The following is a 15553-nucleotide window of genomic DNA, read 5'->3' as shown; positions in this document are numbered from 1 at the left end:
CACTTCAGTTGGCTTAACTGAGGTGAAGCCTAATCGATCAGGGTTTATAGGGTCAGGCATAAAAAAAATAAATATAATAGGTACAGATTGGGGCGATCACTTATCAAACAGCAAGAGGCTAACGATGTATCTCTATCAGGATCTGGAGCAGGAGCTGACACAATTGATTATGCAGGGGCAACTGCCGCCGGGCAGTCGGCTGCCTTCGATTCGTCAGCAGTGTCAGGAGCGGGGCCTGTCCAAAGCCACGGTCATCCATGCATACCAGCGGCTGGAAGCGGCGGCTCTGGTGGAGTCGCGTTTTAAATCCGGTTATTACGTATGCGCTCCGGCGACTCGCCATCGCACTCCCTCCGAGCCGACACACTGGAGTATGCCGCAGTTGGTGGATATGAGTGATCTGATGCGTGACATTATGGAGCAGGGCGCGGCATTTGATATCTGCCCCCATGAGGAACAGGGGTATGACAGCCTGCCTGCTGCCATCAATGAACTGAATCGCTGTATCGGCCGGGCTTTGCGCCGGCAGAAGGGCAGTGATCACCAATATTATGATGAACCGGCAGGGCTGCCTGAGCTGCGGCAGCAACTCTCGGCCCGTTACGCCCGTCTGGGCTGCGATATTCGTGCGGAAGATATGGTGATGACTGCCGGTTGCCAGCACGCTCTGTTTCTGGCTCTGCAGAGCTGTTGCCGGCCGGGTGATACGGTGGCGGTTGAGTCGCCGGGGTTTTATGGGGTATTGCAGTTGCTGGAGACGCTGGGGCTTAAGGTGCTGGAGATTCCGTCATCCCCGGAGCAGGGTATCTCAGTGGCCGCGTTGCGAAGCGCATTGGAACAGTGGGATATCAGCGCCTGCGTAGTGACTCCGGCATATGCCACGCCCACCGGTTCTCTGCTGCCCCAGACAGCGCGGCAAGCGTTGCTTGATCTGGCTGAAGAACACGACTTTATCCTGATTGAAGATGATATCTACGGTGATCTGGGCTTCTCTCAGCGGGTAGCGCCGTTGCGTCAGTTGGATAAAACGCAGCGGGTGATTCTGTGCGGGTCACTCTCTAAATCCCTCTCCCGCGAGTTACGCCTTGGCTGGGTGGTCGCCTCCCGACCACAACAACTGAAACGGCTGAAGATGGTCAACCTGCTGGGGCTGAGTCGTTTTACCCAGCAGGGGGTGGTCGATTTTATCAGTAATGGTGGCTATGACCGTCATCTGCGCCGTTACCGGCAACAGTTACGTTTGCAGCGGGATCAGTTGATTACACTGCTTGATCAGCACTGGCGCGGTCTCGGAGAGATCGCCGTGAGTCGGCCGGAAGGAGGGCTTAGTCTCTGGGTTGAACTGGCACCGGGCCATGATCTGGCAGCGTGTTACCTGCCAGCACGGAGTCAGGGTATCGTCATCACACCGGGCAATCTGTTCAGTGCACAGGAACGCTTCAGCCACTGCCTGCGCCTGAGCTTCGCCCACGAATGGACCAAACCGCGACAGCAGGCGCTGATCCGGCTGGGACAGATTCTGGGCGGTGAGTGAAGCCGAAACGGATTCAGGGGCCGGTATAAGGGCACTGGCGGGTGCCCAGGGTTTCGTGATGACCCAGGGCAATCAGGCGAGCATAGTTGATGATTCTGACGTTCAGCTCCGGGTGGTAGAGGCCGTGTCTGTTAATCGTTTCACATGCCTGATCCGCCTGCTGCTGGAAGTTGATACTGCTGTTTTTTAACGCGCCGATGATCAGGGTCGTTGGCGAAGACCACATACTCTCCAGTGCATAGGTTTCGTTTTCACTGTTAAAGTGAGCCACGACTTTTTCGTGATGCGCACTGAAATGTGTTTCCTGATGAAACGCTGTGTAGATCGGTTCTGAGGGTGTTGCTACGGTCATGGACGCATTCAGCGCCAGAGAAAGAACGGTGTGCATGGGTGTGTTAACAAGGAAAAAGTTTAAATCAGAAATTGTTTATATATTAACAGATTTACCTTCGGGCAGGTGCGAGCCAGTGTATGATTTTTAGTCATAAGACCCGGCCTGTTACTGACAGATGGGTATTGATCCGGCATCCACAGGCGAAACGTAGCCGGTGAAAATGCATCATGATATAGTGATGTTATATTGTAACTTTTACTGGAGTGGTTATGACTTTTTTGGCTAAACCGGCGTTGTTCTGTGCGCTGAGTTCTGTGGTGGCCTCTGCCCCGGCACTGGCGTATGAGCGTCAGCATGATTCCCACGTGCATGGCGCTGCTGAACTGAATATAGTGCTCGAAGGTGACATGCTTGAGATGGAGTTGCACTCGCCGTTGATGAATCTGGCAGGTTTTGAACATGCGGTGCGCAACGAAGAGGAACAGCAGCGTCTGGATCAGGCTATTCAAAGGCTTAAAGATGTTACCGGCGTGATCGGGCTGCCGGAGAAGGCGTTGTGTCTGAGCGATCAGGTGGATGTGCATCTGAGTGGTGACGGGGAGCACGATCATGAGCATGAGCATGAGCATGAGCATGAGCATGAGCATGAGCATGAGCATGAGGAAGCCCATAGTGATCACAAAGAGCATGATCATAAAGATGAGCACGCCCATCACGATGAACACGCGCATAAAGAAGATCATAAACATCACGAAGAACATGCGCACGACGAAGACCATGAGCATAAAGATGAGCATGCGCATCACGAAGATCATGACCTGGCTGCAGAATCCGGGTCAGGTCATCGGGAACTTCATGCCCACTACCGGTTCAAATGCGTCAAACCGGCACAGATCGAAGGTCTGGCGATTAAACTGTTTGCGCCGTTCCCGGGGCTGGAGCAGTTAAAAGTGAACCTGCTGACAGATCAGGGTAGCCGGCAGTGGCAACTGGATCAGGATCAGCAGATTAAATTTTAAAGGAGAAGGGTGAATGGCCGCCGCCGCTGTAGAGCTGCAACAGGTGCGTTTTAGCTGGTCAGGAAAGCACACAGACCTGTCGATTGAGCATTTTTCGGTTGGACAGGGGGAGCGGGTGTTTATCCAGGGGCCTTCCGGCAGCGGCAAAAGCACTCTGCTGAATCTTCTGGCCGGGATAATCCGTCCCGGCCATGGGGAGGTCAGTCTGATGGGCAATGCGCTGAATCAGCTATCATCATCCGCGCTGGATCGGTTCCGTGCGGATCACTGCGGCTTTATCTTCCAGCAGTTCAATCTGCTGCCCTACCTCAATCTGATCGATAATGTGCTGTTGCCCTGCCGCTTTTCCCAATTGCGTCGCAGCCGTGCCGAACAGGTGTACGGTTCGGCACAGGCAGGGGCGATCAGCCTGCTGCAGACACTGGGGCTGGATACCGAAACATTATCCGGTCGTGGTGTCCGTCAGCTATCCACCGGCCAGCAACAGCGGGTTGCGGTGGCCCGGGCTCTGTTGGGTATGCCGGAACTGATCATCGCCGACGAACCCACTTCGGCACTGGATGCCGGACACCGTGATCGCTTTATGCACCTGCTCTGCCAGGAGGCTGAACGGCAGGGCTCAACGTTATTGTTTGTCAGCCATGATCCGGCGTTGCAGGCGCACTTTGATCGGGTGGAAGGCTTAAAACCTGCCCCACAGGGAGGTTCGACCCTGTGATTCTGTTTCGTCTGACCTGGCTTAGCCTGCTCAACCGGCGTAATACGTTGCTGCTGAGTCTTTTATCGCTGAGCCTGAGTGTATTTATCCTGCTCGGTGTGGATATGGTGCGCCAGCAGGCCAAGAGCAGCTTTACCGCAACGGTGTCCGGAACTGACCTGATTGTCGGGGCCCGCAGTGGACAGATTAATCTGCTGCTTTATTCCGTTTTTCATATTGGCAATGCCACCAATAACATCAGTTGGCAGAGCTATCAGGAGATCAGCCAGCACCCTAAGGTAGCCTGGAGCATCCCGCTTTCACTGGGTGATTCGCATCGCGGATTCCGGGTACTGGGTACCAGTCAGGCGTATTTCCGGCACTTCCGTTATGGCCGGAAACAGGCACTGGAATTCCGTAAAGGCGAGCCGTTTGCTGATCTGTTTGATGTGGTGCTGGGCGCTGAAGTGGCCCGTCAGTTGGGCTATAAGCTGGGCAGTGAAATTCTGATCAACCACGGTATCGGTAATGCGGCGCTGATGACGCACAAAGATAAACCGTTTCGTGTTGTGGGTATTCTGGAGGCAACCGGGACACCGGTCGACAGTACCCTGCACGTGAGTCTGGAAGCGATTGAGGCGATCCATCTCGACTGGCAGGGCGGAGTGAAAATGCCCGGTGTCTCTGTATCCGCCGAGCAGGCCCGGCAGGCCTCATTGCAACCGGAGCAGATCACCGCCATGTTACTGGGGCTTAATTCCCGTCTCTCCAGTTTTCAGCTACAGCGGGCGATTAATCAGTACCGCAAAGAACCCTTACTGGCGATTCTGCCGGGGCTGGCCCTGCAGGAACTGTGGCAGATGTTTTCACTGGCTGAGAAAGCGCTGCTGATTATCTCGGCGCTGGTGCTCTGCTCCAGCCTGATCGGTTTACTGAGTCTGATGCTGACCAGCCTGAACGAGCGACGTCGGGAGATGGCAGTGCTGCGCTCGGTCGGTGCCCGACCCTGGCAGATCTGTATTTTACTGATGCTGGAGTCTCTGCTGCTGACGTTATGCAGCCTGACCCTGGGTGTGGCACTGGTCTATCTTGCCATGGCGGCACTGGGGCCCTGGCTGCAGGCCGAACTGGGTTTACACCTGAGTTTACAGGGCCTCAGTTTATGGCAGTGGCAGATGCTTGGTATAATGCTCGGGCTGGGTGCACTGGTTGGGCTGATTCCGGGTTACCGGGCTTACCGTCAGTCCCTGGCTGATGGCATGGCGATTAAACTTTAACCGGGAGTCCTGAGTGATCCGCTTACCGCTTTTCAGTGTTTTATTTTTCAGTCTGTTTTCGTTTCAGGTGTTCGCTGCGAACCTTCTGAACGGCGAGACGGTTCGGGAGATGGAGTGGGAACAGTTGATGCCTGCTGATTTCTCTCTGGAGGATCTGTTCGGTCAGCAGGACCAACTGGCCTCCATCGATGATTTCGACCCGAAGGCTCAGTTGTTGCTTGATGAAATGATGGCGGCGATGGAATCCGCGCCGGTGGTGCCGGAGCTCGATGGGGCGATGGTTAAGCTCCCCGGCTACGTGGTGCCTATGGAGTCTGACGGGATGAACGTCACGGCGTTTTTTCTGGTGCCGTATTTTGGCGCCTGTATTCATGTGCCCCCGCCGCCTTCAAATCAGATCGTCTACGTCCGCTTCGAGCCCGGCACGAAAGTCGAGAACCTGTATGATGCAATCTGGGTGACCGGTAAGCTGAAAACCGAGCGGGTCAGCAACGATATGGCCACGTCCGGCTATACCATGGAGGCTTTCCAGATTGAGCCTTATGAGCTTTGATACCCGGAAACCCCGCGTTCAGTTGTGCACCGGTCACCGCCGCAGAGAATTTAACGATTAAAATCTGGTCTCCCTGTCAGCGGCTGGTTACTATTGGCCTCTACCCGTTGTGCAGGAGCTCCCTTCTATGGAACAGATCGTCAGCCTGATACTTGAGTCTGGCCGCTCCGGCCTGGATATGGGGCTCTATATATTGCTGCCGATAATGGTGGTGATGCTGGCGCTGATGAAGCTGCTCGACGCCAAAGGGGTGCTGAGCTGGATCTCCAATCTGCTGGCGCCGGTTTCGCGGATATTCGGTATTCCCGGGCTGGGTATCTTCGCCATGATCAAGCTGCTGTTTGTCAGCTTTATCGCCCCGCTGGCGACGTTTGCGCTGATGGACCGAAACGGCACCTCACGACGTTATATCGCGGCAACTCTGGCGATGGTGCTGGCGATGTCTCAGGCCAATGCTACCTTCCCGCTCAGTGCGGTGGGTCTTAATCTGGGAATTACCCTGCTGACCTCTGTAGCAGGAGGGCTCGCCGCCGCCGCGTTTACTTACTATCTCCTGACCCGGAATATCACCGACCCGGATACGGTGGAGCTGGTGGTGGAATCGGTGCCGGAAGAGAAGAAAACCGTTATTCAGATTCTCGGTGACGGCGGTAAAGAGGGGATGAAGATCGTCCTTGATATGCTGCCGATGCTGATTCTGGCGATTTTTCTGGTCAATGTACTGAAAACCACCGGGGCTATCGATCTGATCAGCACGCTGCTGGCACCGGCACTGGCGCTGATCGGTCTGCCGGAAAGCACGGTTCTGCCACTGGTGACCAAGTTTATTGCCGGAGGCACCGCCTTTATGGGGGTGACTATTGACCTGATGAATCAGGGCCTGATCACGGCCAACGAGCTGAACCGAATGGCAGGTTTCGCCACCAACCCTCTGGATGTGGTCGGCGTTGCGGTGTTTGCTGCGGCCGGTAAGCGGGTCGGGCAGGTGGTACGTTATGCGGTTTATGGTGGTTTGTTTGGCATGCTGCTGCGGGGCATCATGCATCTGCTGATCTTCTGATCAGCGATTCAGTACCAATTGCGGGCCGGCTTTGCCGGAGCCGATGGTGTGTTTGGCGAAGACGCCGTAGATATGTCCGCAGTTGTCGCAGTAGGCAACCTGAAACCAGGCATGCTGGTCTTTAGCCCGCTCCTGGCTGTCTTTCGATACGATATGTTCAATCCCTTCCACGTTACATTCAGGACACTTTGGCTCTGCCATATTTCATTCCGGTTTGTTATTGAGTAGTGATTAGTGTCTGCTGCGGACAAAAGGTTCAACCGCGCAAGCCCGCCAAAGGCAGGCTTGCGCTGTTATGATCTCAGAGCGAGACGTTACTGGCAGTAGAGCCGCGAATGGCTTTATCGCGGGCGGCTTCTACGCTGTTGTCACGCGCCAGCACAACCCCCATACGGCGTTGGCCGGATACTTCAGGCTTACCAAACAGACGCAGTTGCGTGTCAGGTTCGGAGAGTACCTGCTGCAGGTTGCCAAACTTCACCTCGCTGGATTCGCCCTCTACCAGAATGACGCTGGAAGCAGACGGGCCATGGAAGTGAATATTCGGTACCGGTAAACCAAGAATTGCACGGGCATGCAGGGCGAACTCAGACAGATCCTGAGAGATCATGGTGACCATTCCTGTATCGTGAGGGCGCGGTGATACCTCGCTGAAATACACCTCATCACCTTTGATAAACAGTTCGACGCCAAAGATACCCCGGCCTCCGAGCGCCTCAGTAATTTTCCCGGCAATCTCACGGGAACGCTCCAGTGCCAGCGGACTCATCGCCTGAGGCTGCCAGGACTGACGGTAGTCGCCATCCACCTGAACATGACCGATCGGCTCGCAGAAGCTGGTCTGGCTGTCATGGCGCAGCGTCAGCAGGGTGATCTCATAATCGAAATCAACAAAGCCTTCGACAATCACTTTACCTTTACCGGCGCGCCCACCCTCCTGTGCATAATGCCAGGCGGCTTCAATGTCGCTGCCCTCGCGCAGGGTGCTCTGGCCTTTACCGGATGAGCTCATAATGGGTTTTACGATGCAGGGCAGACCGGTCGCTTCAACCGCCGCCTGATACTCAGCAAATGTTTCGGCGAAACGATAGGCGGAGGTGGGGAGGCCCAGCTCTTCCGCAGCCAGTCGGCGAATGCCTTCCCGGTTCATCGTCAGTTTTGCCGCACGGGCTGTGGGCACTACCTGAAAACCTTCCTGTTCCAGTTCAACCAGTGTATCGGTCGCTATCGCTTCGATTTCCGGAACGATCAGATCCGGTTTCTCCAGTTCGACAACCCGGCGCAGGGCTTCTCCGTCCAGCATCGAGATCACATGGCTGCGATGGGCTACCTGCATGCCCGGTGCATTCGGGTAACGGTCGGCAACGATCACCTCAACGCCGAGGCGCTGTAACTCGATCACGACCTCTTTACCCAGCTCTCCGCCTCCGCACATCAGGACCCGGGTGGCAGTCCCGGATAAGGGTGTTCCAATTTGCAGCATTGTCCAATCCTCGGCGTGAAAAATTTTCACGCATTATACGGGGCAAAAGCGCCGATTCTCCAGCATAAATAGGGCGGTAAACTATACTCAGGAAGTATCATTGGGGAGTCGACCGGAATGAAGCGACTGGTTTTTCTGGCCCCGCAGTTGCAGCACGCGCAAGGCGTGGTTGCAGAGTTCCTGAACCGGGGTATTGAAGACGAATCGATCCATCTGCTGGCAGATGATGCCGAGCTGCTTGAGCTGCTCGCACTGCGTCCGGCCAGTGTGGTCGAAACGACAGAACTCGAAAATGATATGGACTGGGGCATGGTTGCCGGTGGTGGTTTTGGTCTGGCAGCCGGTCTTGTGGCAGGTAGCGCACTCACGCCGGCAGGGCCTCTGCTCAGTGGTGGTGCGTTGGTTGTCAGCAGCCTCCTCGGTATAGGTCTGGGAGGATGGCTGGGCAGGTTGGTAGGTGAAGAGACACCGCTTGCTCTGCTGCAGAAATATCAACACGCACTGCAGCAGGGGGGCATACTGGTGATGGTGGATATTCCTGAAGAGCGAATGTCAGAGATCCACAAAGCGATCAGACAGTACTGTCCTAGCGCGCTGGTAGAAATTGTTCACCTGCACTGGGATCATCACCAACAGGCCGCATAAAGCAGACCTGACATTTTTTGCCTGTAATAGGCCGATTAGCCGGAGTATCCATCCGGCATTTAAGGGGCGGTAGCGACGATTGCGCTACCGCCCCTTACTCATCTGGCTGACGCAAAAGCCTGTGTTTATTCAGCTGCTTGAGAAAAACCCTCCCTTGGTCTGATGACAGAACCTCCTGTAACTGGAGATAATGTGCTATGCCTGTTAACAGGGGTGGTTTTAAGGAGAGTAACAATGTCCCGAGGACATGATCGACATCAGGAGCGGCACCATGGTCTGTCGCTGTTTGGTAAGGATCTGGTGCGACGCTGCAGTTCTCACTGTGAGTTATGTGATGCGCAGGGGGTAGGGCTGGGTATATTTGAGGTGCCGCCGGTTCCCGCTGAGCCGGATCTGGACCATTGCATTATGATCTGTGACAACTGTCGTGAGCAGATTGAACGGCCCAAACGCCGTGATCCGAACTACTGGCGCTGCCTGAATGGCTCAGTCTGGAGTACGGTACCGGCGGTTAAGGTCATGGCGCTGGCGATGCTGGCCAAGATCGCAGAGCAGGAACGCTGGGCAGTAGAACTGCAGGAACAGGTCTATCTGGAAGCGGAAGACCAGGCCTGGCTGGATCAGGTCGAGCTGGACTGATCCCTATTCATCGACCTCTCCGGCCAGGGGAGTGCTGAACTGCTGTTGGACGAGGCTATTGTCGTCACAGCCCGCAAGGAGAAAGTGAAGTTTGGTAAATGCCGCTTCCTGCGTCATTTCCTGGCCGGAAATCACACCCATATCATTTAACACAGCACTGCAGGCATAGTGACCCTGAGCCACTTCGGCCTGCAGGCACTGACTGATATTGACCATAATCAGCCCTTTGGCCGCTGCGGCTTGCAGGGCCTGAATAAAGCCCGGGTCCTGATCGGGCAGGTTACCGACACCGTAGCTGCGCAGAATCACGGCACGCAGCCCCGCTGTTGAGCAGATGGCATGGGTGGTTTCAGCGCTGATGCCCGGATAGATCGGCAGGATGCTGACTGCACGAGGATCAAATTCCGGGTTACAGAACGCCTGTTCTCCTGGGGGTAGCAGTAACCGTTCATGGAGTTCAATATGGATTCCGACCTGACCCATCCAGGGAAAGTTGGGGCTGTCGAACGCATCCAGACCGGTGGCTTTGACTTTACTGCTGCGATTGCCCCGCAACAGCCGGCCATTGAAATAGAGGCAAACCTCAGGCAGTGGATGAAACGCGGCCAGTTGCAGGGTGCTGATCAGGTTATCCAGCGCATCGTTGCGTAGCTCAGACAACGGAATCTGAGAACCGGTAAAGATCACCGGTTTATCAAGCCCCTGCAGCATATAGGAGAGCATGGAAGCGCTGTAAGCCATGGTATCCGTACCGTGGAGGACGATAAAACCGTCATACTCAGCATACTGGCTGATGATCTGACCGGCGATCTTGTTCCAGTGGCCGGGGTTCAGGTTGGCACTGTCGATCAAAGGGTGCAGGGTCAGCAGATCAAACTCCGGCAGGGTGCCGTGCCGGGAGTGGGCAAGCCGGTCCCGGATCAGTTGTTCAAACCCGGTGCAGGGGACGTAGCCCCGATCGGAGGCCTGCATGCCAATGGTGCCACCGGTATAGATAAGAAGAATCTTTTTGCTCATCACTGCCCCCTGAGTCTGGTCTGGTTATATATACGTGGATCGCAGGTTAAAGGGAAGTACAGCGCTGCTTTCATAGCGGGATGGGCGGGCCTCTTTTCTCAGTGAAATGCTTTTCCCGTTCCGGTAGTTTGATTATGCTAAAACCTGTTTAATTTAATGGATCTGACCCGGATGTCTGAGACCCCCTCTGCGTTATCCACCTCCGCGCTGGCCAAAGCGTTGAGTAAAACCACTAAGCAGATGTTCGCTGAGCTGGAAGCGCTGGGCTGGATCTGCCGTCGAGAAGACAGTTGGAGTCTGACGGCCAAGGGCGAGTTTGAAGGGGGCAGTTACCGCGAAAGCCCCAAGTTTGGCCGCTACATTATCTGGCCGGGCAGAGTGATTGAGCATAAAGCGCTGACCAGCCCCGACTTGCATATGATCAGTTCCGGGCAACTGGGTAAACAACTGGCAATGAGCCGGAAAACAACTGACCAGTTGCTGCTCGAACTGGGATGGGTGCTGGCGGCGAAACGTGGCTGGGTGCTGACCGCGCTGGGTGAAACGGCCGGAGGCAGTCAGCGGGAGAACCCGACGACGGGCGTGCCCTATATTCTCTGGCCGGCCGGGGTGCTGGATGATCCGCTGTTGAAGCACCGGGCCGGGGAGCTGCATCAGGGCGTAGGGGGTGATGAGCTCTGCTGTTGCGATGGCCATCGGGTGGCGAACGGGGCAGAGCGAAAACTGGATAACTGGCTCTATCTCAACGGACTGATGCACGCCTACAAGCGCCAGTTGCCGTTCAATGAACCTCTGTTTGCGGATTTTTACCTGCCGCGCCAGCAACTTTATATTCAGTATGTCGGGGAGCAGGCGGCAAAAGAGTTACCTGTCAAAATGCGTATCCGTGAGTTGCTGAAGCAGCATCAGTGTCACCTGATAGAGCTGAATGATGAGCAGATAGATCATCTGGATGAAGTATTACCCAGGCAGTTACTGCAGTTCAATATAGAGGTTTGAGCCGGACAGCCCGCTCTGAACTGAGACAAAGTCGGATTTAATCTTCAGGGTTTTGTGCTAAACATTAGTTATTGATTACAAACTGGAAGGTGACTGTCTCTGCACCTTGCTTCAGGTTTACGCTCTGCTGCCGATTGTAATCAGGGACTGAGTCAGGGGCGAAGTGTCCGTTGTTAACTGGGTAGCGCTGGATTCTGCGTCGGGGGGGCGTGTAACGATCTGATGTCTAAATCATTTAACCTTTCCCAGCGATTAGCGCTGAGGTTAGCGAAATACACCGTTGTTATCGCCTTTGCCATAGGTGTCGTGCTCAGTTCTGTCCAGGTGCTGGAAGATTTCTATGATCAGGATGATCAACTGGACCAGACCATCGAAAAAATCCTTAACGCCAGTAAGCCTCCGGCAACCCGCGCAGTGCATACTCTCGACCAGGCGCTGGCTCAGGAGGTGGTCTCCGGTCTGATGCAGTATGCCTTTATTAAGCAGGCCCGGATTGCCGATGAACTGGGTGAAACGCTGGCCGAAACCGCGGTTGAAACGCAGCCGACCCAGACCCGCTGGTTGACGCAACTGTTCTCAGCAGAGGAGAAGCAGTATCTGCTGGATCTGAAAGCGCCTGAATATGCCAATATCGAACCCGGGCAACTGCTGGTGGTGGTTGATCAGGATCTGGCATTGCAGTCCTTCTATGCCCGGGCGCAGGCGATCCTGCTCTCGGGGGTGGTGCGCAATATCCTGCTGGCTGTGTTTCTGCTGGCAATTTTTAATTATGTACTGACCCGGCCTCTGGCCCGTCTGGCTCAGCAGTTTTCGGATCTGGATCCCACTAAAGACCGGGTATCCCGCCTCACGGTACCTGAATCCCATCGTCACAGTGAGCTGGGGCAACTGTGTGATTCCGGCAATCAGTTTGTAACGACGGTGCAACAGCTTTTACAGACCAATCTGGACAGTCGGCGGGCACTGGAGAGCAGCGAAAACCGCCTGACTCAACTGATCAATCAGGTACCGCAACTGATCATGGCCCTGAATCAGGAGGGCGAGCTGATCTTCTGTAATCAGAAGTTTGAGGAATTTTATTCGACGGATGCAGACCAACTCTGCGGCCGGAGCCTGTTTCAGTTCCATTCGCATCTGGATGAGGTTTATGAACTGGATTCGATCCGGCGCAGTGTTGAGGTGAATCAGCTTGAAACGGAAATCACCGATTTCCGCTGGACTCAGCCAGAGAGTAAAACCCTGCATTTCAGCCTGCAGGCGGTGCCCTTCGAATACTTCTCAGAGCCAGTGATTCTGTTTGTAGCCACGGATATTTCCGAACAGAAGATGGTACAGGCGCATATCAGTCATATTGCTAACCATGACAGCCTGACCGGATTACCCAACCGGGCACTGCTGAACGATCGTCTGACTCAGGCGTTGTCTGGCAGTAAGCGCACCGGGGAGTGCGGGGCGCTGTTGTTTATCGATCTGGACCATTTCAAGACCATTAATGACTCCCTTGGCCACGGTATCGGTGATCTGTTGCTGAAGCGGGTTGCTGAGATGTTGCAGGCGGAGGTCCGGGAAACCGATACGGTCGCCCGGCTCGGGGGGGATGAGTTTGTTATTTTGCTGCAGCGGTTCGAAAAAAAGCTGCAGAATGTCACCCGGGATGTGGAAACGGTATGTGAAAAGCTGCTTAAAGCGCTTTCGGAGCCGATTCAGATTAAACAGCATCAGTTGCGTATCGGGGCCAGTATCGGCGTGGTCTTGTTCCCGATGGTGGAGAAAGGCGTCGACGACCTGATGCGTTTTGCTGATACCGCCATGTACCACGCTAAAGAGAATGGCCGTAATTGTTTTGCTTTTTACCATCAGGCGATGTCCCGTGCCGTAGAAGAACAGCGGAGTATGGAAAACCAGTTGCATCAGGCCCTGCAGCGTCAGGAGTTCTGTGTGCATTATCAGCCGCTGATCGATTCACAGCACCAGATCTGTGGTTTTGAAGCGCTGATCCGCTGGCAACATCCTGAGCGTGGGATTGTCTCGCCGTCTGAGTTTATCCCCAGCCTTGAGGTCAGCGGTAAAATCATTGAGGTGAGTAACTGGTTGCTGGGTGAGTGCGGGCATCAGATCCAGCGCTGGAAAACGAGTGGCTACTGGCAACCGCACTGGCATGTGGCGGTTAACATCTGCCCGTTACAGTTCTACCAGTCAGACATGATTTCGACGCTGGAACGGGTGATAACCGAGAGTGGTGCCGGGTTAGAGGATTTCTGTCTGGAGATAACTGAGTCGGTAGCGGTAGAGAACATTGAATTTGCCATCAGCCGTCTGGAGATGATCCGGGAGCTGGGGATCAGCATCGCGCTGGATGATTTTGGTACCGGTTATTCATCCCTCAGTTACCTCAAGGATCTGCCGATTGATATTGTGAAAATTGATCGTTCCTTCATCTCCGAACTCGGCACCCAGAGCAAGAGTCAGTCAATTATTGAGGCCGTTACTCAGATCGCCCGGGCCTATGAACTGACGGTGGTGGCGGAAGGTATTGAATCGCGCAAGCAACTGGAGCTGGCCCATCAGGTTGGCTGCCATGTGTTTCAGGGGTTCTATATTGAGCGTCCGAAACCGGCCGATCAACTGAAACCGGTTTACCTGAGCGGGGCCGATTGAACCTGCTCCGGCGTACATTGCTGCAGGCGTTTCTGCAGCAGTTCTCCAAACAGCCGTGTGGCCGGGCCGGCGTAATTCCCCTGAGAATAGATCAGGCAGAGTTCGAGCCGACGCTTGTTGCCAACCGCAAGGGTCAGCGGCTTGAGTTCACCACTGTCGAGCTCTTTCCTGATTTTCAGGGTCGGATACCAGGCGTAGCCAAGACCGCGACAGGCAGCTTCTATTGAGGTGCCAATATGACTCAGCGTCAGACGCTGATCGGCGCCGAGCCAGCCGGAATCCACCCCACGGCTGCCTGAATCCCTGACCACCAACTGCCGATGCAGACGCAGGTCCTGATAATCCAGTGGCCTTTGCAACTGGTGTAGCGGATGGCTGGGGCTGGCAACGGCAATAAACTCAATGCCCAGCAGCGGGTCACCGAGAAAACCCGGCGGGACCCGGGCACCGATCACCAGATCGGCGGCGTTGTGCAGTAAGGCTTCATCGGTTCCGCTGAGCACGGTTTCCTGCAGTGAAATACGGGTCAGGGGGCGTTGCTGAACGAACTGATCAATGACCTCCAGCATCAGCCAGGCCGGGAACAGCGTATCCATGGCAATGCGAATCTCCGGCTCCCAGCCTTCAGCATATTGTCCGGCCAGCCCCTCCATCTGCGCCGCTTCCTCCAGCAGTACTTTGGCCCGGCGGTAGAGGGCATTGCCTGCCGTGGTGAGTACGGCTTTCCTGCCCTCAACCCGGAACACGCGGATTTCGAGACTGGTTTCCAGTTTCTGAATCGCATAACTGATGGATGACTGGCTTTTATTCATCGCTTCTGCGGCGGCGGCATAGCCGCCCTGATCCACTACCGTGATCAGGGTTTGCCACTGTTCAAGGCTGACTTGAGGCATATATATCTAATTTTTCGATTAAATTGAGCTAATTTTAGCTGTTTTTTATCTTTTTGATAAATATAAAAATGGTTTCATCGATTCAGCGAGCACTCACAGAAATATTCACAGGGGTAAAGACGATGACAACATTACTGCATATCAAAACTAGTATTTTCGGCGATGAGGGGCAGTCCAGCCAACTGGCGAATGCGTTTATCAAACAGTGGCAGGCCAGAAACCCGGATGGTCAGGTACAGGTCCGCGATCTGGTCGCTGAGAATCTTCCGCATCTGGATGGCAATGCAGTGGCTGCAATGATGACCCCTGCTGAAGAGCGCAATGCCGAACAGCAGGCGATTATTGCCCGGGCTGATCAGTTGCTGGAAGAGCTGAAGCAGGCAGATGAGGTCGTGATCGGCGTACCTATGTATAACTTTGGCGTACCGACTCAGATGAAAGCCTACTTTGACCTGTTAGCCCGTGCCGGCGTCACGTTTAAATACACCGAAACCGGCCCGGTAGGTCTGCTCGAAGATAAGCCGGTTTATCTGCTGGCGACCCGTGGCGGACTGTATCGTGATGCCGGTCAGGATTTTCAGGTGCCGTTCGTAAAACAGTTCCTCGGACTGATCGGTCTGAGCAGTGTCGAAGTGGTCTACGCCGAAGGACTGAACATGGGCGATCTGGCAGAGCGGTCACTGCAGCAGGCTAATCAGCAGATCGCAGGTTTGCACTAAAACCACAGGTGATGACAGGGAGCATA

General features: G+C 54.9%; 16 protein-coding genes. 11 read left to right on the top strand and 5 right to left on the bottom strand.

Annotation, left to right across the window (positions count from 1 at the left end; genetic code table 11):
* Positions 1-124 precede the first annotated feature (124 nt).
* On the top strand, positions 125-1534 hold the full coding sequence (locus QUD59_RS03330) for an aminotransferase-like domain-containing protein (protein WP_286239575.1): 1410 nt from the start codon (positions 125-127) through the stop codon (positions 1532-1534).
* 13 nt (positions 1535-1547) lie between these two features.
* Here the strand turns inward: QUD59_RS03330 and QUD59_RS03325 are convergent, their stop codons facing one another.
* On the bottom strand, positions 1548-1922 hold the full coding sequence (locus QUD59_RS03325) for a hypothetical protein (protein ID WP_286239574.1): 375 nt from the start codon (positions 1920-1922) through the stop codon (positions 1548-1550).
* Positions 1923-2137: 215 nt separating this feature from the next.
* Between QUD59_RS03325 and QUD59_RS03320 the strand changes: the two genes are divergently transcribed.
* The 5 genes from QUD59_RS03320 (at position 2138) to QUD59_RS03300 (ending at position 6474) form a co-directional block, all read left to right on the top strand.
* Positions 2138-2887 carry a ZrgA family zinc uptake protein gene (locus QUD59_RS03320; RefSeq protein ID WP_286239572.1) on the top strand — a complete coding sequence of 250 codons (750 nt, stop codon included), beginning with the start codon at positions 2138-2140 and terminating at the stop codon, positions 2885-2887.
* A 13-nt stretch (positions 2888-2900) separates the two neighbouring features.
* Entirely contained in the window at positions 2901-3605 is a 705-nt protein-coding gene (locus tag QUD59_RS03315; protein ID WP_286239570.1) for an ABC transporter ATP-binding protein, read from the top strand.
* On the top strand, positions 3602-4861 hold the full coding sequence (locus QUD59_RS03310; RefSeq protein WP_286239569.1) for an ABC transporter permease: 1260 nt from the start codon (positions 3602-3604) through the stop codon (positions 4859-4861). The genes QUD59_RS03315 and QUD59_RS03310 overlap by 4 nt, the downstream gene beginning before the upstream one ends.
* Positions 4862-4874: 13 nt before the next feature.
* A complete protein-coding gene (locus QUD59_RS03305) occupies positions 4875-5414 on the top strand; it encodes a DUF3299 domain-containing protein (RefSeq protein ID WP_286239568.1) in 540 nt (179 codons plus the stop codon).
* A 127-nt stretch (positions 5415-5541) separates the two neighbouring features.
* A complete protein-coding gene (locus QUD59_RS03300) occupies positions 5542-6474 on the top strand; it encodes a nucleoside recognition domain-containing protein (RefSeq protein ID WP_286239567.1) in 933 nt (310 codons plus the stop codon).
* Here the strand turns inward: QUD59_RS03300 and QUD59_RS03295 are convergent, their stop codons facing one another.
* Both QUD59_RS03295 and purT read right to left on the bottom strand, forming a co-directional pair.
* Positions 6475-6675 carry a transcriptional regulator gene (locus tag QUD59_RS03295; RefSeq protein WP_286239565.1) on the bottom strand — a complete coding sequence of 67 codons (201 nt, stop codon included), beginning with the start codon at positions 6673-6675 and terminating at the stop codon, positions 6475-6477. It abuts the gene before it with no gap.
* 100 nt (positions 6676-6775) lie between these two features.
* Positions 6776-7957, bottom strand: a complete 1182-nt coding sequence (gene purT / locus QUD59_RS03290) for a formate-dependent phosphoribosylglycinamide formyltransferase (protein WP_286239564.1) — start codon at positions 7955-7957, stop codon at positions 6776-6778.
* Between the two features lie 117 nt (positions 7958-8074).
* Here purT and QUD59_RS03285 point away from each other — a divergent pair, with 117 nt between their 5' ends.
* Both QUD59_RS03285 and QUD59_RS03280 read left to right on the top strand, forming a co-directional pair.
* On the top strand, positions 8075-8602 hold the full coding sequence (locus QUD59_RS03285; RefSeq protein ID WP_286239563.1) for a hypothetical protein: 528 nt from the start codon (positions 8075-8077) through the stop codon (positions 8600-8602).
* Between the two features lie 234 nt (positions 8603-8836).
* Positions 8837-9241 carry a phnA protein gene (locus tag QUD59_RS03280; protein ID WP_286239562.1) on the top strand — a complete coding sequence of 135 codons (405 nt, stop codon included), beginning with the start codon at positions 8837-8839 and terminating at the stop codon, positions 9239-9241.
* A 3-nt stretch (positions 9242-9244) separates the two neighbouring features.
* On the opposite strand, the gene QUD59_RS03275 is transcribed toward QUD59_RS03280, so the two are convergent.
* A complete protein-coding gene (locus QUD59_RS03275; RefSeq protein ID WP_286239561.1) occupies positions 9245-10258 on the bottom strand; it encodes a type I asparaginase in 1014 nt (337 codons plus the stop codon).
* 171 nt (positions 10259-10429) lie between these two features.
* On the opposite strand from QUD59_RS03275, the gene QUD59_RS03270 reads away from it, so the two are divergent.
* Both QUD59_RS03270 and QUD59_RS03265 read left to right on the top strand, forming a co-directional pair.
* Positions 10430-11257 carry a hypothetical protein gene (locus QUD59_RS03270; protein ID WP_286239560.1) on the top strand — a complete coding sequence of 276 codons (828 nt, stop codon included), beginning with the start codon at positions 10430-10432 and terminating at the stop codon, positions 11255-11257.
* 222 nt (positions 11258-11479) lie between these two features.
* Positions 11480-13915: an EAL domain-containing protein gene (locus tag QUD59_RS03265; protein WP_286239559.1), complete on the top strand. Its 2436-nt coding sequence runs from the start codon at positions 11480-11482 to the stop codon at positions 13913-13915.
* On the opposite strand, the gene QUD59_RS03260 is transcribed toward QUD59_RS03265, so the two are convergent.
* The gene (locus tag QUD59_RS03260; protein WP_286239558.1) at positions 13894-14808 is read right to left on the bottom strand and encodes a LysR family transcriptional regulator; all 915 of its coding nucleotides are present in this window, start codon (positions 14806-14808) and stop codon (positions 13894-13896) included. The two genes, QUD59_RS03265 and QUD59_RS03260, sit on opposite strands and share 22 nt — an antisense overlap.
* Before the next feature lie 122 nt (positions 14809-14930).
* On the opposite strand from QUD59_RS03260, the gene QUD59_RS03255 reads away from it, so the two are divergent.
* The gene (locus QUD59_RS03255) at positions 14931-15527 is read left to right on the top strand and encodes an FMN-dependent NADH-azoreductase (protein WP_286239557.1); all 597 of its coding nucleotides are present in this window, start codon (positions 14931-14933) and stop codon (positions 15525-15527) included.
* Positions 15528-15553 lie beyond the last annotated feature (26 nt).

The sequence above is a fragment of the Neptuniibacter halophilus genome, assembly GCF_030295765.1.
GTDB classification, from domain to species: Bacteria; Pseudomonadota; Gammaproteobacteria; order Pseudomonadales; family Balneatricaceae; genus Neptuniibacter; species Neptuniibacter halophilus.
The sequence above is the reverse complement of the archived record's forward strand: the minus strand, read 5'-3'. Positions and strand labels throughout refer to the sequence as shown.